The organism is [Bacteroides] pectinophilus (assembly GCA_025146925.1).
Taxonomy (GTDB): Bacteria; Bacillota; Clostridia; order Lachnospirales; family Lachnospiraceae; genus Bacteroides_F; species Bacteroides_F pectinophilus.
Genome location: CP102260.1, coordinates 1943122 through 1964521 on the forward strand (window position 1 = coordinate 1943122; position 21400 = coordinate 1964521).

Sequence of the window (21400 nt, forward strand, 5' to 3'; positions counted from 1 at the left end):
GTGTTCCTAATCTATGTATCCTGCCTTCTTAAGTCTCTCCCTTACCAGTCTGTCAGAAAATATATCCGGATTATCTGTTGCAAGTTCAGGTGTCAGAGGTTTTGCTTCACTGAATCTGTGGTGTACGCATCCGTCACAGAGTGTTCCTTCAAGTTTGTCATCAATAAATGCCTGACGTATCTTCTTCATTTTTTCGCCATACCATCCGTCCTTAAGTGATACTTTATTAAGATCAGCTACTACAAGCATATTTTCAAAATCTGCATTCTCAACTGACAGGTAGCCTTCGCATGTGACTGATATCGCATCAAAAGGAAGATTACATCTTCTGTATTCCTCATTGTCATATGTACATCTTAGGAGCGTATCTATTTCAGGCATATATCCGCCCTGATTGTATACGTTTTTGAATACTATCTCGTCCGCCAGTCCCTTAAATACATCAAAATACATATCTTTCATGTTTTCTGTATATCTTGTAAGGATTCCGGTTACAAAAATCTTATAATTTCTGCCGGATTCTTTTCTGTATTGATTAAGATACTTCAGGTGCTCTAAAACAGTGTCAAAATCATCTTTACCATGTATAAATGCATACATTTTTCTCTCAGGTGCATTAATTGAAAACTTTATGCTGTCAAGTCCGGCATCAATGACTGCCCGTATTCTCTCCGGAGTAGCAAGTGCCCCGTTGGATGTGAGATAAACATATGTGTAGCCTATCTCCTTTGCCTTTCTTATATAATCAGGGAGCTCAGGTACCAGAAATGGCTCTCCGGTTGCATAGAATCCGACTTCTCTTGTACCCAGGTCATACGCCTGCTTAAGTATGTCAAATACAAACTCCGTGTTAATCTTTCCTATCTTACGCTTCATCTTCTGATGAGCACAGAATATGCATGCATGGTTACATGCATTGGATGTCTCTATAAGGAAATTAGTTGTCGGGAATGGAGGCTCAAGACAATAAAGCTCATCCCTGTTGGCTTTTTTCAAAAGAACTCTTTCCTGTAAATTCATAATTGTTAATCTCCTTTGCAAATAAACTAAATTTATTTGGAATATGTATTATATCGGAACAATATGCGCATTATTATACCCATGACATATAAATTTATTATACTTCATCCCCATTAATCATTCAAGACATCCGCACAGCTCTGTACAATGTAGGCCACACATGCTGTTAATTATCCCCAGTTGGATCTCCCCAATACTCCATATTTTCTTTAGTAATATGGTTACCATAACTAAAAACAGGGTAAATCAAACCGATTTACATCGAATTTGATTTACCCTGTAAATGCTCATTTCAAACAACTTTATAGTTCAAAATCACTTATCTATTAGAACTTACCAGCCTTAGCAGCTTCCTCAATGGAAACAGCTACTGCAACTGTAGCACCAACCATAGGGTTGTTACCCATTCCGATAAGACCCATCATCTCAACGTGAGCCGGAACTGATGATGAACCTGCGAACTGTGCATCTGAGTGCATACGTCCCATTGTATCTGTCATACCGTATGAAGCAGGACCTGCTGCCATGTTATCCGGATGAAGTGTACGGCCTGTACCACCTCCTGAAGCAACTGAGAAGTACTTCTTGCCTGCCTCAAGTCTCTCCTTCTTGTATGTACCTGCAACAGGATGCTGGAATCTTGTAGGGTTTGTTGAGTTACCTGTGATAGAGATATCAACATTCTCCTTCCACATGATTGCAACACCTTCTGTTACGTCATTAGCGCCGTAGCAGTTAACCTTAGCACGAAGTCCGTCTGAGTATGCCTTACGGAATACTTCCTTAACCTCGCCTGTTGAATAATCCATCTCTGTCTCAACATATGTAAATCCGTTGATTCTTGAGATAATCTGTGCAGCATCCTTACCAAGTCCGTTAAGGATAACTCTAAGAGGCTTCTGACGAACCTTGTTAGCCTTCTCAGCGATACCGATAGCGCCCTCTGCTGCTGCAAATGACTCATGTCCTGCAAGGAATGCAAAACACTCTGTCTCTTCCTCAAGAAGCATCTTACCGAGGTTACCATGTCCAAGACCAACCTTACGCTGATCTGCTACAGAACCCGGAATACAGAATGCCTGAAGACCTTCACCGATAGCTGCTGCTGCCTCTGAAGCCTTCTTGCATCCCTTCTTGATTGCGATTGCGGCACCTACTGTGTAAGCCCAGCATGCATTCTCGAAACAGATTGGCTGAATACCCTTAACCATTGCATATACGTCAAGGCCGGCATCCTTAGTAATCTTCTCAGCTTCTTCGATTGAAGCGATGCCATAGCTATTTAATACAGAATTAATCTTGTCAATTCTTCTCTCATATGATTCAAATAATGCCATCTTCTAGTCCTCCTATTATTCCTGTCTTGGATCGATAATCTTAACTGCATCAGCAACACGGCCATACTGACCCTTTGCCTTCTCCCATGCTGTGTTAGGATCGTCACCCTTCTTAATGAAGTCTGTCATCTTTCCAAGGCTAACGAACTGGTAACCGATGATCTCATCATCTGCATCAAGAGCGATACCTGTTACATAACCCTCTGCCATCTCAAGGTAACGTGGTCCCTTCTGAAGAGTACCATACATTGTACCAACCTGTGAACGAAGACCCTTACCAAGATCCTCAAGACCTGCACCAACAGGAAGACCTTCCTCAGAGAATGCACTCTGTGTTCTTCCGTATACAATCTGTAAGAACAGCTCTCTCATAGCTGTATTGATAGCGTCACAAACGAGGTCTGTATTTAAAGCTTCCATTACTGTAAGACCTGGAAGAATCTCTGATGCCATAGCTGCTGAATGTGTCATACCTGAACATCCGATTGTCTCAACGAGAGCTTCCTGAATGATGCCCTCCTTAACATTAAGTGTAAGCTTGCAGGCACCCTGCTGTGGTGCACACCAGCCAACGCCATGTGTAAGACCTGAAATATCCTTTACGTCCTTATTCTTTACCCACTTGCCTTCTGTAGGTACTGGGGCTGCGCCATGATGAACGCCCTGTGCTACTGGACACATGTTTTCAACTTCTTGTGAAATAATCATTAATATGACTCCTTTCGTTGCTTTAATGATAACTTTATCTTGATAATTTTCGCACAAAGTCGTGCGATAGTCAAATAAAAATACAAAAATTTATCATTTTTTTGTAACTATGTCATCCTGCTTCTTGAAAATGCTGTCTGCCGGCACTACTCCGCGCACGCTTGACAGCGGATATACGTTGCTATGTCTTCCTATGACTGTTCCCGGATTAAGAACACTTCCGCAGCCGACCTCAACATTATCACCCAGAAATGCGCCAACCTTCTTGCGTCCTGTCTCAACCGCCCCGTCTGCCGACTTAATAACAACCGGCTTCTTGTCAGACTTTACATTGGAGGTAATTGAACCCGCCCCCATATGTGCCTTGAAGCCAAGAATTGAATCGCCTACATAATTGTAATGCGGAACCTGAACCTTATTAAACAGAATTACATTCTTAAGCTCTGTAGAGTTACCTACAACTGCGCCTTCTCCAACAATGGCATTGCCCCTGATAAATGCGCAGTGTCTTACTTCCGCTTCTTTTCCGATTATACACGGTCCGTTAATAAATGCCGTAGGTGCCACTGATGCACTCTTTGCAATCCATATGTTCTCACCTTTTTTTTCGTACTCATTCTCATCGAGTGAATTACCAAGCTTTATTATATAATCTCCGATGTCCGCAAGTACTTCCCACGGATACGTCTTATTCTCAAATATCCCGGCCGCTATCGTCTGGTCAAGATCGTACAAATCATTAATCGTATACATAACCATCCATCCTGTTCATACTTATTCAACCACTTATTCAACCGTAACTGACTTAGCAAGGTTACGTGGCTTATCAACATCGCAGCCCTTAAGCACTGCCGTATAATAAGCGATAAGCTGCAGTGGAACCGCTGCCACCATTGGCATGAGAACCTCATCAGCCTCAGGAAGTCTTATTATGATATCAGCCACATTATCCTCAACCTCAATATCTTTGCCACAGACAAGAATAACCATCGCTCCTCTTGCCTTAACTTCCTTAATATTGCTTATTGTCTTTTCCACAATGCTCTTCTGTGTCGCAACTGCAATAACAGGCATTCCCTCTGTTATAAGGGAGATTGTACCATGCTTCAGCTCACCGGCCGCATATGACTCAGAATGGATATATGATATCTCCTTAAGCTTGAGTGAGCCTTCCATGCTGAGCGCATAGTCAAGTCCTCTTCCAATATAGAGAAGGCTCTCAGCATTAAGAAGCTTGGATGCTGCGAATTGGCATCTGTCCTTAAGTCCGATGGCTTCTTCAATAACCGCCGGTATATTCTTAAGCTTCTCTGTAAATTCTGCACACTGTGCATCAGTAATATGTCCCGTCTCCCTGCTTAATGCAAATGCAATGAGATACATTACAGCTACCTGGACCATATATGCCTTAGTTGAAGCAACAGATATCTCAGGACCGGCATGTGTATATATTACATGGTCTGCCTCTCTTGCTATTGACGAGCCCTTAACATTGACAACCGCAAGTGTCGCTGCTTTCATCTCCTTAGCAAGCTTAAGTACTGCAAGTGTATCAGCAGTCTCTCCTGACTGTGATATTACAATAACAAGATCCTTATCCGTTATAAGCGGGTCACGGTACCTGAATTCCGACGCAATATCAACAGTCACGGAAACCCTTGCCATCTTCTCTATGACATACTTGCCGACCATACCTGCATGCATTGCAGTTCCACATGCTACAATAAATATCTGTCTGTATGATGAAAGCTTATTAATATCAATTCCGTCAGATGCAAAATCAGGCATTCCATTAACAATTCTTGGTGTAATTGTAGTCCTGACCGCTGTAGGCTGCTCATGAATCTCTTTGAGCATAAAATGCTCATAGCCGCCCTTCTCAGCTGCATCTTCGTCCCAGTCTGCGGTCTGGAGTTCCTTATTAATCTCCATACCATGAATGTCACATATCTTTATTGAATCTTCCTTAACTATCGCAATCTCATTCTGCTCAAGCAGATAATAATTACGTGTATACTGAAGTATTGCCGGCACATCAGATGCAATAAAATTCTCACCCTCGCCCACTCCTGCTATAAGAGGACATTCCTTCCTGACTGCAAATATCGCATCAGGATAATCACGGAACATAATTCCAAGGGCATATGAGCCCTTTATCTCTGCAATAACCCTGGCAATAGTCTCTATAGGATTGCCATTATAATAATAATCAAGAAGCTTAGCAACAGTCTCCGTATCTGTCTCACTTACAAAGCTGTATCCTTCCTTAATAAGGAAATCTTTTATCTGCTTATAATTCTCTATAATTCCGTTATGTACTATAGTTACTCTCTTATTGCCATGTGGATGGGAGTTAATATCTGATGGCTCACCATGTGTTGCCCACCTTGTATGCCCAATTCCCACATGTCCCTGCGGTTTTCCGTCAATCTTCATCTTATCTACAAGATTCTGAAGACGTCCCTTTGACTTTTCTACACGTATTGCATTATTCTCAAAAACGGCAATTCCTGCCGAATCATAACCTCTGTATTCCAGCTTGGTAAGGGCATTGATAAGCACATCCGCACAGTCTCTTCTGCCAACGTATCCAACTATACCGCACATATTATTCCTCCATTCCTGCACATCCACCTGCGCATTCCAGTTTGCGTGTGAGCACAAAAAATACCTTTTATGCACTTTATGTATCATACCACATTATAATACATGTGTCATTTGTAATTTTTTGATACTTCATTAAAATAAGTAACAAGTGCTGCCTGATTATTTAAATTAATAACCCTGTTGGTTCTTCTCGAAACAAAATCCTCAAGCTTGGCCATATACTCATCTGAAGTAATTGTGCCCTCTGCGACGTATGTAAGCCCCTTTTCCCAGCTTGCAGTAAGTTCTGCATTCAGAAGCGGCGGTATTGAAGCATTTACAACTTCATATATTATCTCGCCAAGCTTTGCAGGAGTTATCACCTGCGTCTTATTATTAATACAGATGTAATTATTCTTATCGAGCTTTTTAAGAATCTCTGCCCTCGTTGCACTCGTTCCTATTCCTGAGCCCTTTATCTGTGCTCTAAGTTCTTCATCCTCTATAAGCTGTCCCGCATTCTCCATTGCAAGAATCATTGAACCCGACGTGTATCTCTTCGGAGGCGTTGTCTCCCCCTCCTTGATAGTCAGTGAATTAATCGGCAGTTGTGAGCCTTTGCGTAGTTTCTTCAGTTCCTCAAAAAATGCCGCGTCACATTTTTCATTCTCTGTACTGTCATCACCGGAAGCACCATTGCCGCTCTCAGCTTTCTTCTTTATAAATGAATATGGTGTTACTTTGAGATAGCCCTCATCAACAAGCACTTTGAATGATGCAAAAAAGGATTCATTCTGTGTTGTCGTAACAATACTTATCTTCTGATACTGTGCAGCAGGATAAAAAATACTTAAGAATCTTCTCACAATAACTTCATACACCTTTGATGCCGTCTGGCTTACTGACCCCAACGCCCCAAAGCCCTGTCCTGTAGGTATAATGGCATAATGATCTGTAATCTTTTTATCATCACAATATCTCGTCTTTGCCACACCTGTATACATTTTCTTCTCAAGTATCTCCGATGCAAAATCTCTTGCAAGTGCGTAATTGCGCAATCCGCCTATATTCTTATGAATCTCCTTGCATACTGCTGTTGACAGAACTCTTGCATCAGTTCTCGGATAAGTAACTAGCTTCTTCTCATAAAGCTCCTGAACTATCTGAAGTGTCTGGTCAGGACTTATTTTGAAAAGTTTTGAACAGTCATTCTGCAATTCGGCAAGGTTATACAGAAGCGGTGGATTTTTGGTCTCTTTTTTCTTCTCGACACTGTCTATAACTGATATTATTCCACAGTTATCCACACCTGCATTACCTTCAGCCACTTCTTTTCCACTTATATTCCTGATAAGTTCTGCAGCTTTTTCTCTCTTCTTAAATCCATTCTCCTTATACAGGTCAGGTGTATTATAATACCTGCTCTTTTCAGTAACACGCCACTCAGCAGGAAAGCTCCGTCCGGCTGCGGCATCTTCCCCATTCTGCCCGCCGCATGTGATATCAGCTATAACACGGTAAAACGGTGTCTTCTCAAAGCTTCTTATCTCACGCTCCCTGCGGACAACCATCCCGAGCACACATGTCATAACTCTTCCGACAGATACAACCGTGCGGTCTGTCCTGAGGTAACCGGATATATTTCTTCCATACTTAAGTGTAAGTGCCCTCGAAAAATTAATTCCCATAAGATAATCTTCCTTGGCGCGCAGGAATGCGGAAGCACTCAGATTATCATACTCAGACCAGTCCTTTGCCTGCTTTATTCCTTTGAGCACTTCTTCCTCAGTCTGTGAATCTATCCATACTCTCAGACGCTTTTTATCCTTAACGCCGGCCATCATATCAACAAGCCTGTAGATATATTCTCCTTCACGTCCCGAGTCAGTACATATATATATAGTACTCACGTCCGCCCTGTTAAGAAGTCCCTTAACTGTCTCAAACTGTTTCTGCGCAGACGGTATAACTTCATATCGGTATTTCTCCGGTAAAAACGGAAGTGTGTCAAGGCTCCATCTTTTAAGCTTTTCATCATATTTTTCCGGATAGCTCATGCTTACAAGATGCCCATAGCACCATGTAACAATATACTGTTCCGATTCAAGGAAACCGTCTTTTCTTGAAAACTGTGCATGCAGTGCCTTTGCAAATTCCTGCGCTACGGACGGCTTCTCTGCTATAAATACGGATTTACCCATTATATCCTCCAATTAATTAGTACTCTCATCAAGCGTTGCCTCATATGCCGGGAGAAAATTATCCATAAAATAATCTGCTTCGGGAATATGCATATCGGTAACTGCCTTGCGTGTCTCCTTTTCAGCAGATACAAAATCCATATTTCCGGTTCGCTTTTCTTCTATGCATTTTATCAGGGCTGACAGCTTATCGGCAGCCTTGACATATCTCCATAGCTCTTCCTCTTCCTTCGTCTCCATGAGCACGCTGTCATAAACCGGCCTCATATTATCCGGAAGGTCCTGAAGCAGTTCATTCTTGGCAACCGTCTCCACTTCCCTGTAAGCATCCCTTATAAGTGGATTATAGTACTTAACCGGAGTTGGCATGTCTCCCGTTATAATCTCAGTAACATCATGGTACATGCCAAGAATCGCCATTCTCTGAGCATCCAGACATCCTCCGAACTGCTCATTATTAATGATACCGAGCGCATGTGCAATAAATGCGACCTCAAGACTATGTTCACATATATTCTCACTCTGCGTATTACGCATAAGTCCCCACCTGTTTATATACTTCATTCTAGATAACATTGCATAAAAATGTCTGTCCCTCATAACGCTCTCCATTCCTCCGGGCTGCCATCCCGCACATACAAAAACTCGGTGTCCAAGCTTGGCCTTGCGGCTCAAAAAATGAACACCGAGTGGTTTATTATCTGCGCTAATAATCCCTGTCAATGCCGACCATATTAAAACTTAATCTGCATCTAATATTACCGCAAATATATTCTATTATCAAGATTTTTTTACTTTGCTGTGATGTAGCCCTGTGCCTTAAGAAGCTCTGCAATAAGAACAGCTCCGCCTGCTGCGCCTCTTAATGTATTATGTGAAAGACCTACGAACTTATAGTCAAATACTGAATCCTCACGGAGACGTCCAAGTGAGATTCCCATACCATTCTCATAATTCACATCAAGCTTAACCTGTGGGCGGTTATCATCCTCAAGATACTGGATGAACTGCTTAGGTGCACTCGGAAGGTTAAGTTCCTGAGGAAGTCCCTTAAACTCTCTCCATGCCTTGATTATCTGCTCTTTAGTAGGCTTCTTCTCGAAGTTTACAAATACTGCTGCTGTGTGTCCGTCAAGTACAGGAACTCTGATGCACTGACATGTGATTACAGGCTCGCTTGCCTTAACAATCTGTCCGTCCTCAACCTTGCCCCAGAGTCTTAACGGCTCCTGCTCACTCTTCTCTTCCTCACCGCTGATGAACGGAATGATATTGCCTTCCATCTCAGGCCACTCTTTGAATGTCTTGCCTGCACCTGATATTGCCTGATATGTTGTAGCAACAACAAGCTTAGGTCCGAACTCCTTAAGTGCATGAAGTGCCGGTGTGTAGCTCTGGATTGAGCAGTTAGGCTTAACACAAATAAATCCTCTTGTTGTTCCGAGTCTCTTCTTCTGTGACTCAATTACAGCAAGATGCTCAGGATTAATCTCAGGCACTACCATAGGCACATCAGGTGTCCAGCGGTTAGCACTGTTATTTGATACTACAGGCACCTCTGCCTTGGCATACTTCTCTTCTATAGCACGGATTTCATCCTTAGGCATATTAACCGCACAGAATACAAAATCAACCTGCTCTGCAACCTTCTCCACTTCATTTATATCATATACAATCATATCCTTAACTGACTCAGGCATTGGTGTCTGCATCTTCCAGCGTCCGTCAACAGCATCCTCATAACGCTTTCCTGCTGAACGTCCGCTCGCTGCGATAAGAACAACCTCGAACCAAGGATGATTCTCAAGCAGTGTTATAAATCTCTGTCCTACCATACCTGTACCGCCAAGGATACCTACTCTTAACTTGTCACTCATTACATTTTCTCCTTAACCCTTTTTTCTAAAGACTTTGTTACGCTCTCCTCTTACGTTTTCAGTGTCTTTCTATGGCGCACATTTGTCTTTACCTTATGGAATCTTACCACATGTGATTTTAAAATGCAACCCATTTTGACAACATTTTCATAAAATCATTGCATTTTGACCATTTCCTTCTTAAGGCGCCTGATAATTTTTTTCTCAAGCCTTGATATATATGACTGTGATATTCCAAGATAATCCGCCACTTCTTTCTGTGTCATCTCTCTTTCATCAGGAGATGTAAGTCCATATCTGAGATTAACAATAAGACGTTCCCTGTCGGAGAGTTTTTCCATTGCCTTGCCAAGCATGAGACGCTCTGCCTGATTCTCAATATCTTTATAAATAACATCCTCATCCGTTCCAAGTATATCAGACAGCAGCAGTTCATTGCCATCCCAGTCCACATTAAGCGGCTCATCTATTGATACCTCAGCTTTTGTCTTACTGTTACGCCGCAGATACATCAGTATCTCATTTTCGATACATCTTGACGCATATGTTGCCAGCTTTATGCTTTTATCCGGATTGTACGAATGTATTGCTTTTATGAGACCTATCGTGCCTATTGATATGAGATCCTCTACTCCTATCCCTGTATTGTCAAATCTCTTTGCTATGTACACGACAAGTCTCAGATTATGTTCTATAAGCACAGATCTTGCCTGTTCGGCATATTCTCCCTGCATATCAGCTATTACCATAGCCTCTTCTTCCGGCTCAAGCGGTGGAGGAAGAACATCTGAGCCTCCTATATAGTGCACATCTCCCTGCCGGAAGAACATCAGATTCTTTATTGTGGGCACTACCTTGAACTGAAAACATTTTGGAACCGAAACCTTTATTACCATTGTCCTTTACTCTCCCCTGATTATATTATGCATCACATCACATTCTTCATCTCTGCATTGAGCAGTATCTTATATACCCCATCTTTTGAAAGCGGTGTATTACTTAATCCTATCGGAACATTCTGCAGGACAACACTCTTACCGTCCATTTTTACAGTCAGCGTATCCGCCATAATCACAGGCATGCAGCCGTGTTCCTTTCCAACCGAGCAAAATATCACATAATGTAATCCAAGACCACAATTATTTTTTTGCCGCCCTGACGTCATATAATCTCCTTTGCCGCAGCAGTAATCCGTAATATCCATATTCACGCATCTGTCAGCACAGGATTTATCCATAACATGCACAGGTCTGCCGGTGATATTGTCAACAAGCACATTGCCGGTATCTATTATTCCTTTTACGTTAACAATAAATTTTCCAAAATCAGCTTCTACATCACATATGCTGCCATCATATGCCCTTTGTATAAGATAATGTTTCAGGAGCACTGCCATTACCGACATTGCCGCAAGCAGACATATAAACAGCCCCTCGCTTTCAAGAGCCATTGCTCTCAGCATATGTCCGGCAGCCGTACTATTATATATAAGCCCCATAATCCCGCCAAATACCGATGCCGTTACTATATATGCTGCCGACGTTTTCACTATTTTTCTGCAGTATTCTGCAATTTCCCAGCCGTGCTGTCTCTTTGTACATATGAATGCCATAATTAAGCTTATTATCACATATGTAAATATGTCTCTTATGACCGCATTTGTTATAACCCCGGTCTGTGACACGCATGACCACACAGCCCCGATAAATGCAGCCATGGCTGCCCTCCTGTACCCCGCATTATTTTTCAGGAAGCCATCAGCAATTGTAAGGAGTATAAAATCCATTGCGTAATTAACAATGAATACCATATCAATATATACTACAATCTAACCGCACCTCCCAACACATTCAGGTACACTATGTTGCCTGTCATATGCTGATATTATAACCTGCAGAGACGGAATATTTTGTCATGTCATGTAACACATTACTTTTGCTTTTCGACATCTTAGTGTATAATATTTTCAATAATATAGCAGAAAGAAGGTATTAACCATGAACTATTCAGAGTGTATTGAGAATGCAAGGAAGCGCATTGGCAATTATTGCAAAGCATGTCCTGAATGTAATGGCAGAGCATGCCGTAACCAGATTCCCGGTCCCGGCGCCAAAGGAGCCGGTGATACTGCCATCCGCAATTACGACAAATGGAAAGAGATACGCCTTAACATGGATACCATTGTATCTAACCGTCCCGTTGACACATCAATATCTTTGTTCGGAAAAGAATTCAAGTATCCGTTTTTTGCAGGTCCTGTTGGTGCGGTTAATCTTCATTACGGTGATTCACTTGATGATGTTGCTTACAATGATATTCTTGTTTCTGCATGTGCGGATGCTGGGATTGCAGCATTTACCGGTGACGGTACCAATCCGGGTGTAATGGAGGCTGCAACCGACGCAATAAAGAATGCCAAAGGACGCGGAATACCTACGGTAAAGCCATGGAATATTGATACAATACGCGATAAGATGGAGCTTGTGCGTAATTCCGGTGCATTTGCCGTTGCAATGGATATCGATGCTGCCGGTCTGCCTTTTCTCAAGAATATGACGCCCCCTGCCGGAAGCAAATCTGTTGAGGAACTTAGTGAGATTGTAAAAGCAGCCAACGCACCTTTTATCGTAAAGGGTATTATGACCGTAAAGGGTGCTCTCAAAGCAAAAGAAGCCGGTGCCTCTGCTATTGTTGTATCCAACCACGGAGGAAGAGTGCTTGACCAGTGTCCTGCAACCGCAGAAGTTCTTGAGGAGATTGTAAAGGCTGTTGACGGATCAATGAAGATATTTGTCGACGGCGGCATACGCTCAGGTGCTGACGTCCTCAAAGCAATTGCCCTCGGCGCCGATGCAGTTATAATTGCGCGGCCTTTCGTAACTGCCGTCTATGGTGGGGAACATGAAGGCGTTCTTGCATATATCGACAAGATTGGCAGTGAGTTAAAAGATGCCATGGCAATGTGCGGTGCTGCTTCAATATCTGAGATAACACGTGACTGCATAAGATAACTGCATGATACAAAAATATCCCCGGTATATCATATAGCCGATATACCGGGGATATTTCTGTATTGACACTGTAACAATTAATTATCTGTTCTTTCTAAGGAATGTAGGTATCGTAAGTGAATCCGTGCTTACTGATGAAGTAATAGGTCTTGGATCCTGCATACCTGTCCCTGATGTACGTTCTGCCGGCTGCTGTGCTGATGGCTGTGCATATGTTGTTGCGGCAGGCTTCTTAACTGATGACTTGAGATTAGCCATAACATTATTCACATCTACACCGCTCTTTTCTTCAATGCCGGTAGCAATTACAGTAATGCTGCATGTATCTTCCTCTGAATCATCAAACATTGCACCAAATATAATATTAGCAGACTCACCTGTAAGATTCTGAACATATTCAGCCGCTTCATTAGCTTCGATAAGGCTGATATCGCCCGAAATATTGATAATGACATGCGATGCTCCCTCAATTGTGGTCTCAAGAAGAGGACTTGTAACAGCCTGCTGAACAGCTTCAATTGCCTTATCATCACCTGTTGCCGTACCAATACCGATATGTGCAACACCCTTATTCTCCATTACTGTCTTAATATCTGCAAAATCAAGATTAATAAGTCCAGGTACTGTAATAAGATCAGTAATTCCCTGTACTGCCTGCTGAAGTACTTCATCTGCCTTCTTAAGTGCATCCGGAATTGTTGTCTTCTTGTCTACTATCTGGAGAAGCTTGTCATTAGGTATAACAATAAGCGTATCTACATTAGCCTTAAGCTTGTCTATACCTGACATTGCATTATTCATTCTTGCCTTGCCTTCAAACTTAAACGGCTTTGTTACTACTCCTACAGTAAGTATTCCAAGTTCCTTAGAAATCTTCGCTACAACAGGAGTTGCTCCGGTACCGGTTCCGCCACCCATTCCACAAGTTACAAATACCATATCTGCACCCTGAATGGCCTGTCTCAGCTCTTCAACATTCTCTTCAGCAGCCTTCTCACCAACTTCCGGCTGTGCCCCGGCTCCCAGTCCCTTGGTAAGCTTCTCACCAATCTGAATTGTATTAGGTGCCTTGCACAACTGAAGTGCCTGCTTATCTGTATTAATTCCGATGAACTCAACGCCTGTAATCTGCTCATCAATCATTCTGTTGACAGCATTATTACCTGCTCCACCGACTCCTATTACTATAATCTTAGCGTTCTGATCCTGTTCATTAGTTGTGATTTCTAACAAGGTACAATCCTCCTGACCTGCCTGTGGCTCCTATGATAAGCCTGCGGCTATATATTTATGATATATTTATGCAATTGAAAAAATATTATAGATAATACTGACAAAATTGAAAATACCATCAATCTATATAATATAATTAATTCTGTAAAATATCAACATATTTTTTCGCTTGTTTACGCATTTTTTTGGAAACATTTATCTGAATTTTTTAATCCTTCTCAAAAATTATTGACTTCTTATCTTCGGTAAAATCCTCCATATGAAGTGTGCCCTTTCGGCCGGCAAGCTTTGGCATAATCTGTTTCAGTTCGAACAGCGTGTCCGTAAGGTTGTCGCAGCTGCCAAGCATAACCCTGACACTTCCGATTGTAAGTGTAACATTGCCCTGGCTGTCAAAGTATATCTTGTCCGATGTTATGTCATATTTGTCAAATGCCTGGGTAAGCTCAAGTATTCGTCCGAATATTTCCGAATTGCCGACATCAAGCTTTGAACCAAGCACAATGCTGCTGAACTTAAGACCGCTTATCATTGGTATTCCCGCAAGCACTCTTGTAGAACTTTCAACAACAGTACCATCCTTATCAAAATACATGTTGCAGCCCATATAGCTTACATATCCTATCACCGGTTTCTCATATACCGTAACAACCATCTTTGACGGCCACTGTATCTCTACCTCATACTTCTGAATGAATGGAATCTCTTTATGTTTACGCTGCCCCACAAGAAAATACAGCAATGCATTCGGGTTACTTCCGTTAAAAAGTTTTTCGGTCAGTTCTTCATCAGAATAATGGTCATCGCCTATGTATTCAATGGTATTAACCCTGAATATTACTGCTGCCGCCCCAACAACCGCAGCAGCAGTCACAATTATAATAAGGAGTATTACCAAGATATGCTTTTTTTCATTTTTCCTTTTGAACTTCCTCTTCATAATCTGCCCCATGTTCTATAACGGCCTCCGCACCAATCAGTGCAAGATCCCGTGATATATTCTCATATCCGCGCAGGATATATTCCGCATTGCATATAACCGATTCTGACTCTGCCGCAAGTGCAGCTACCAGAAGCCCTGCTGCTGCTCTTAAGTCCTGAGCCTGCATCGATGCCCCTCTCAGTTTCGGAACGCCTTTTATCTCAGCCAGTCTGTTATCACATATTATTATGTCTGCTCCCATTCTGTTAAGCTGCTTTGCCACCGCGAGCCTGTTTTCAAAAATATTCTCCGCAATATGCGATTCTCCCGATGCCGTACTTAAGACTGCCATAACTATCGGCTGCATGTCGGTAGGGAATCCCGGATACGGAGCAGTAGCAATATAATTCACCGGATGCGGCCGTTCCTTCATTGCAATATGCATTCCGATACGCCTTCCCGATGCGGCTGTCTCCTCATATACATTACAGTCAACACCAATCGCTGTCATAACATCAAGAAAGCCATGTGCCATATGCGGTGTGCAGTTATCTATGATTACATCCCCGCCGCACGCTGCCACTGCTCCCATATATGTCCCAAGAACTATTCTGTCCGGTCTTATCTCATACACAGAATCAAACAGCTCACTTACTCCTGTCACGGTGATTATGTGTGTACCAATCCCCTTTATGTCAGCTCCCATATTGCACAGTGCCAGGCAAAGTTCACACACTTCCGGCTCAACAGCAGCATTTGCAATAACAGTAGTTCCTTCAGCACGTACAGCCGCAAGAATTGCATTCTGCGTTGCTCCTACACTTTTTTTATCAAAATGAATATCAGCAGCCGCAGGCTTTGCCGAAGTAAAGCTTATCCTTCCATCCTCCAGCCGGCAGTCTGCCCCGAGGCTCTGCATGGCTTTTATATGCATATCTATCGGTCTTCTGCCAATTCTGCACCCTCCCGGAAGCGGCATGTCACTCTCGCCAAATCTTCCGAACATTGCCCCCATAAGAAGTATTGATGCTCTTATTCTGCCTGCAAGTTCTTCACTTATCTTCACCGGACCGGCATCTTTTGCATCAATCACAAGCATATTGTTCTGCCAGAATACCCTGCATCCGGCGCTTGTAAGCAGAAGCGCCATACAGTCCACATCCGTTATTCTGGGACAATTTTTTATAATTGTGAATCCGTCATGCAGAAGCGCCGCTGCCATTACCGGCAGTGCTGAATTCTTAGAGCCCTGAACTGATAGCTTTCCTTCAAGCCGGCCTCCCGGACTGACCTTTATACATTTCAAATTCTGACCTCCGTCTGCCTGAGCACATACTATATACTATATTATGCAGACATACGGTCTTTTGTTACTCCGTTGCAGACTGCAGCTTCCTAGACCTCCATGCGTATCCTGCTTGATACATTAAGCACTATTCCCATCTCTGCCATGAGGAACAATACCGAGGTGCCTCCGTAACTTATAAAAGGAAGTGAAATTCCCGTGTTAGGTATAAGATTTGTTACAACCGCAACATTAAGAATTACCTGAATTGCTATATGTGCAAATACACCCACAACCAGAAGGCACCCTGTAAGATCAGGTGAGTTGGTTGCGATATATACAAATCTCCAGAGCATAAGCCCGAATACAATAAGCACGCATAACGCGCCAAAAAGTCCAAGTTCCTCACATATTACTGAGAATATCATATCATTTTGTGCCTCCGGAATAAATCCGAGTTTCTGAAGACTCTTACCAAGACCTTTACCGAACAGTCCTCCGGAGCCTATGGCATAAAGTGCCTGAACAGTCTGGAAGCCGGTGTCATCTGCGAACTTTTCAGGATTTACCCACGCAAGGATTCGCTCGAATCTGAAGTTAGCATTATCTGAAAGCTGCGCATTAATAGCCCATTGGCGTACTGCCACAACTAACGCCCCGATTGCAGTAACACCGATAATATAAATATTGTATTTAGGATACATAACGAATCCGATAACAACAGATATACCAAATATAATTATCGCACTGCTCAGGTTGTTAGTGATTAAAAAAATCATTCCGGCAAGGATTCCTCCAAGTACCACATGCATGAATATAGCCCTGAACTTTCTTGCACTCTTTCCCATTTTCTCAACCACAGCCGTACATGCGAATATCAGTGCAAGCTTGGCATACTCTGCCGGCTGTATTGATATCGGTCCTATTGATATCCATCTTCTTGCACCATACGCCGAATATCCGAGAGGTGTCATTACCAGGACTATCATAACCATGGCAAGTATATAGAAAAACATCGCATGCTTCACCCAGAAATGATAATCAATCTTATATGCCACATACATTCCCGCGATTCCAAGAACTTCCGCAAAAAGCTGCTTTTTAAAGAAATATTCCGAATCATTGAACTTAATCTGTGCACTGTACGAGCTGGTACTGTATATCATTACAAGTCCAAATCCAAGCAGAAATATTATTATGAATAGCAGACTATAATCAAAATATTTAATTCGTTTAAGACGTTTCTTTGGCATAGCTACTCCTAATCTTTATAAATTAATCCTGCTGCTGTACTTTTTCCATTCCCATATACGGCAGCATATTTTCAAAAAGCTCCTTTATTACAGGTGCCGCAACCGTTCCGCCATAATATACGCCTACCGGCTCATCTATTATGCACATCGCTATCACCTGCGGATTATCAGCCGGCGCAAAGCCTACAAACGATGCAATATACTTTCCGTTGCCTCTTGGAAGCTTCTGCGATGTTGCCGTCTTGCCTCCTATGCAGAAGCCATCTATTGCGGCATTTTTACCGCCACCTTCCGATACAACTTTTTCAAGAATCTGTTTCATTATATCACTTGTCTGTCTGTTAATCACATTATCCTTTGTCTCATATTCAAATACTTTGACATTGCTTCCACCGGCGCTTGTCGCCTTCACTCCAAAATGCGGTGTCACAAGCGTTCCTCCGTTAATAATGGCACTTGCTGCTCTCATAAGCTGCATTGGTGTAATCTGGAATGACTGCCCGAATGACATTGTCGCAAGCTCTACCTGACCGACATTTTCCTTTTTGTGCATTATCACAGATGCCTCACCCGGAATATCTATCCCTGTTTTTTCAAGAATCCCAAGTTTTCCCATATATGTATAATAATTATCAACTCCTGTCCGTAATCCCCATTCAATAAATGCAGGATTACATGAGTTCATTACCGTATGTGTAAAATCCTGTGCACCATGGCCTGTTGTCCTTGCACATCTGATTCTTCTGTCTTCAACAATCTTATATCCCGGACAGTAATACTGGCTGTCAAGTGTTACCGCTCCGGTCTCCAGAGCTGCCGTTGCCGTTATCATCTTAAATGTTGAACCCGGCTCATAAGTATCATTTATGCATTTGTTACGCCACATACCGTTAAGAAGATTCCGGTAAGCTTCACCCGTAACAATACTTTCAGGCTCATAGTTAAGCTCGTACGGCTCGTTAAGATTATATTCAGGTGCATTCACCATTGCCATTATCTCACCATTATTGGGATTCATGACAATTATGCTGACTGTCTTTGCCTGCTTTTCAGCAAGTGCCTTATTAGCAAGCTGCTGTGCGTATGTCTGTATATTATAGTCAATGCTTATTGTGAGATCCATTCCGCTCTCCGGCTCATTGCGGTTTTCCTGCATGCCTTCAAGCTCAACGCCTCTGGCATCAGTCAGCGTAAGAATCTTTCCGCTGTTACCGGCAAGCCATGAATCGTACTTTACCTCAAGTCCCACTATCCCCTGATTGTCGCTTCCGGTGAATCCAATCACCTTGGACGCCAGTGTATCATATGGGTAGTATCTCTTATAATCTTCATCGACCTTTACACCGTCATAACCATAATTACGGATTCTGTCACCTGTCTCTTTGTCGACGTTGGTTTTTATTCTTTCTATCGATGTAACCTTCGTGACTCTTTTTCTGACTTCCTCATCTGTAAGATTAAGTTCACTGCAAAGCATCTTTATTACTTCTTCACTGTCTTTTATCTGACTGTGGATTACCGATATCGTACATACTGTTTTGTTAGATGCAAGTACAACACCGTTAATATCGAGTATCTTTCCGCGTGATGCTTTTATGCTCCGCTCCCTCTCATGAAGATCATCCGCTCTCTGCATATAATATTCTGAGCAGAATATCATGACGTACCCGAGCCTGACCATAAGAACCGCAAATATAACAAGTACACACAGCGATGCATACCATATCTTCTTCTTATGCCTTGCTTTGAGTGAAAAAATATTTATGTTCATACCGCAGCACCGGACACATATTATTAATATATCCTATTGCAGTATTACATGTCACATTCCTTAATTCTGCTTTTTAGTAGCAGACTGAGATGGTTTCTGTGCAGACTTTGTTGCTGTCTGGCTTCTGCCATTGCTTACTGCCTGGCTGCTGCTATTGCTTACTGCCTGGCTGCTGCCATTGCTTGCTGCCTGCGTCTGCTTCTGCGAACCGGTGCTCTGCGTTGTGCTTCCTGCCGCCTGAGTCGCCGGCTGTCCGGCTATCGTATCCATTCCGTCAGGCAGGGCTGCTTCACCATTGCTATAGCCTTCTGCCGGGTTATTGGAATTGTCTTCCCCACTCTCAGCCGTTGCGAGGTCTGTATCCTTAAATACGTTCATATAAGGAAGCAGGTCTGTCATAATATCCTTTGTAAGCCACAACACCGGCTGTGAACTTCCGTTATAGCCTTCGACCTTAGGTTCATCTATTATAACATACACAACAAACTGGGGATCCTCGGCCGGTGCATATCCAAGGAACGATATTACATATTTTTGTTCTGAACGCGGCAGTTTCTGTGCCGTACCCGTCTTACCCGCCATTGAATATCCGGCAACCTTGGCATTCTTGGCAAGCCCTGTATCTACAGTTGCTTTGAGATATCTTTTCAAAAGTTCTGATGTTGATGAGGTAACTGTCTGCCTTACAAGCTCCGCATCATACTTTTTGATTATCTCTCCCGCAGCACTTTCGATACGTTTTACTACATGCGGTCTGTAATAATTACCGCCATTAATCAGAGATGAAAATGCTGATGCCATCTGTGTCATATTGGCTGTAAATGTCTGTCCAAATGACATTGTTGCAAGATCTGCATCCCCCATCTGTCCTGCATCCACAACCATACCCGTTGCTTCACCCGGCAGGTCTATTCCGCTCTTCTGCCCAAGTCCGAATCTCTTCTGGTAATCTGAGAACTTGACATTGCCAAGCTTGGCCGCTATCTGCATCATTGCAGGGTTACACGAATACATTACCGCCTGTTCAAGAGTAAGCGTTCCGTGTCCTGCCTTCTCATGGCACTTTATTGTCCATCCGCCAACAGATTCATATCCCTGACAGTAAAAAGTGTCACCATCATTTACAACGCCTTCTTCAAGAGCAGTTGCAACCGTAAACGGTTTAAATGTCGACCCCGGTTCAAACGTCTCTGACACGCAGAAATTCTTCCACAAAGCATACATTGCCTTAAGCGAATCCTCGTTAGACATCGTTGCTATCTCTTCTTCCGTATATATTCCGCTTAAATCCCTCGGATTGTTAAGGTCAAACACGGGATAACTTGCCATGCCGAGAATCTCGCCGTTATTAGGATTCATTACAAGAACAGCCGTGTTCTTGGAACCATATTGCTCATTGAATGACTTTATATGCTTTTCAATAACATTCTGCACTCCGTAATCGAGCGTTGTAATCAGATTATTACCGTCTACGGGCTGTTTGGTCGTCTTTTCGATATTAAGGCTCTCATCTATATAGCCATATGTAACGCCGTCCGTTCCAGACAATTCATTATCATATGTCTTCTCAAGTCCCAGTTCTCCGCCGTTCTCCTGACTCGAGAATCCAAGCACATCACATGCAAATGTTGAAAACGGATACTTACGTATATAGCTGTCCTCAAGCCATACGCCCTTGATATTAGGATAGTTAGCCTTATCGGCAGATCTGTCATTAAAGCTCTTGACCTGATCTGTTGTAAGATTCTTGAGCATCTTTTCATACTGGCTTCCCGGCTTATTCTTAAGGATATTCTCTACATCCTGCCTGTTAATTCCAAAGCATTCATAAAGTGCCGTAAGAGTAGGCTCCTTATACTTTTCATCTGACAGAAGAAGCTTCGGGTCAAGAATTACATTATATACCTTCTCGCTGTACGCAAGCTGTGTGCCGTTTCTGTCCGTTATCTGCCCTCTCTTATACGGAAGCACAGTTGATGTATACTGCTGGTGATCAAGCACCGTTTTGGAATACACGTCTCCGTTTTCATAATTAATCTTAAAAATGCGTCCGGCAAGCACAAGAAAAATACCGCCCGCAATAAGAAAGGCTATTCCAATCTTCTTTCGCACGCGGTATTTCACACCATCCATTTTCTTACGTTGTCTGTTCTGCTGCCTGTTCTGTTTCCTTCTTGCCATAATCAAACTTCCACT

The 21400-nt window shown here is 42.7% G+C and carries 17 protein-coding genes; 1 reads left to right on the forward strand and 16 read right to left on the reverse strand.

The genetic code is table 11. The features are described from left to right. Positions 1 to 6: 6 nt before the first annotated feature. From NQ488_09100 to NQ488_09145, 10 genes are all read right to left on the reverse strand, one after another. Complete coding sequence (locus tag NQ488_09100; protein UWN94740.1) at positions 7 to 1020, reverse strand: radical SAM/SPASM domain-containing protein; 1014 nt, start codon at positions 1018 to 1020, stop codon at positions 7 to 9. Between the two features lie 326 nt (positions 1021 to 1346). Continuing rightward, on the reverse strand, positions 1347 to 2357 hold the full coding sequence (locus NQ488_09105; protein ID UWN94741.1) for a GGGtGRT protein: 1011 nt from the start codon (positions 2355 to 2357) through the stop codon (positions 1347 to 1349). Between the two features lie 15 nt (positions 2358 to 2372). Beyond that, complete coding sequence (locus tag NQ488_09110; GenBank protein UWN94742.1) at positions 2373 to 3065, reverse strand: hypothetical protein; 693 nt, start codon at positions 3063 to 3065, stop codon at positions 2373 to 2375. A 93-nt stretch (positions 3066 to 3158) separates the two neighbouring features. Next, complete coding sequence (locus NQ488_09115) at positions 3159 to 3824, reverse strand: UDP-N-acetylglucosamine pyrophosphorylase (GenBank protein ID UWN94743.1); 666 nt, start codon at positions 3822 to 3824, stop codon at positions 3159 to 3161. A gap of 27 nt (positions 3825 to 3851) precedes the next feature. Beyond that, complete coding sequence (gene glmS, locus NQ488_09120) at positions 3852 to 5672, reverse strand: glutamine--fructose-6-phosphate transaminase (isomerizing) (protein ID UWN94744.1); 1821 nt, start codon at positions 5670 to 5672, stop codon at positions 3852 to 3854. A 107-nt stretch (positions 5673 to 5779) separates the two neighbouring features. Then, positions 5780 to 7852, reverse strand: coding sequence for a DNA topoisomerase III (locus NQ488_09125; protein ID UWN94745.1), 2073 nt, complete (start codon positions 7850 to 7852; stop codon positions 5780 to 5782). A gap of 12 nt (positions 7853 to 7864) precedes the next feature. Next, a complete protein-coding gene (gene yfbR, locus NQ488_09130) occupies positions 7865 to 8452 on the reverse strand; it encodes a 5'-deoxynucleotidase (protein UWN94746.1) in 588 nt (195 codons plus the stop codon). Between the two features lie 191 nt (positions 8453 to 8643). After that, a complete protein-coding gene (asd, locus tag NQ488_09135; GenBank protein ID UWN94747.1) occupies positions 8644 to 9729 on the reverse strand; it encodes an aspartate-semialdehyde dehydrogenase in 1086 nt (361 codons plus the stop codon). Between the two features lie 155 nt (positions 9730 to 9884). After that, a complete protein-coding gene (gene sigE / locus NQ488_09140; GenBank protein UWN94748.1) occupies positions 9885 to 10625 on the reverse strand; it encodes an RNA polymerase sporulation sigma factor SigE in 741 nt (246 codons plus the stop codon). 32 nt (positions 10626 to 10657) lie between these two features. Next, on the reverse strand, positions 10658 to 11515 hold the full coding sequence (locus NQ488_09145) for a sigma-E processing peptidase SpoIIGA (protein ID UWN94749.1): 858 nt from the start codon (positions 11513 to 11515) through the stop codon (positions 10658 to 10660). 211 nt (positions 11516 to 11726) lie between these two features. Between NQ488_09145 and NQ488_09150 the strand changes: the two genes are divergently transcribed. Next, complete coding sequence (locus NQ488_09150) at positions 11727 to 12740, forward strand: alpha-hydroxy-acid oxidizing protein (GenBank protein UWN94750.1); 1014 nt, start codon at positions 11727 to 11729, stop codon at positions 12738 to 12740. 81 nt (positions 12741 to 12821) lie between these two features. On the opposite strand, the gene ftsZ is transcribed toward NQ488_09150, so the two are convergent. The 6 genes from ftsZ to NQ488_09180 form a co-directional block, all read right to left on the reverse strand. After that, a complete protein-coding gene (gene ftsZ / locus NQ488_09155) occupies positions 12822 to 13973 on the reverse strand; it encodes a cell division protein FtsZ (GenBank protein UWN94751.1) in 1152 nt (383 codons plus the stop codon). Positions 13974 to 14181: 208 nt separating this feature from the next. After that, entirely contained in the window at positions 14182 to 14925 is a 744-nt protein-coding gene (locus NQ488_09160; GenBank protein UWN94752.1) for a cell division protein FtsQ, read from the reverse strand. Continuing rightward, positions 14885 to 16201 (reverse strand): UDP-N-acetylglucosamine 1-carboxyvinyltransferase, encoded by a 1317-nt coding sequence (murA, locus tag NQ488_09165; protein ID UWN94753.1) that lies wholly within the window; start codon positions 16199 to 16201, stop codon positions 14885 to 14887. Before murA ends, NQ488_09160 begins: the two co-directional genes overlap by 41 nt. An 89-nt stretch (positions 16202 to 16290) precedes the next feature. Beyond that, complete coding sequence (locus NQ488_09170) at positions 16291 to 17433, reverse strand: putative lipid II flippase FtsW (protein UWN94754.1); 1143 nt, start codon at positions 17431 to 17433, stop codon at positions 16291 to 16293. A 22-nt stretch (positions 17434 to 17455) separates the two neighbouring features. Beyond that, positions 17456 to 19204, reverse strand: a complete 1749-nt coding sequence (locus tag NQ488_09175) for a penicillin-binding transpeptidase domain-containing protein (GenBank protein ID UWN94755.1) — start codon at positions 19202 to 19204, stop codon at positions 17456 to 17458. 60 nt (positions 19205 to 19264) lie between these two features. Then, on the reverse strand, positions 19265 to 21385 hold the full coding sequence (locus NQ488_09180; protein UWN94756.1) for a penicillin-binding transpeptidase domain-containing protein: 2121 nt from the start codon (positions 21383 to 21385) through the stop codon (positions 19265 to 19267). Positions 21386 to 21400 lie beyond the last annotated feature (15 nt).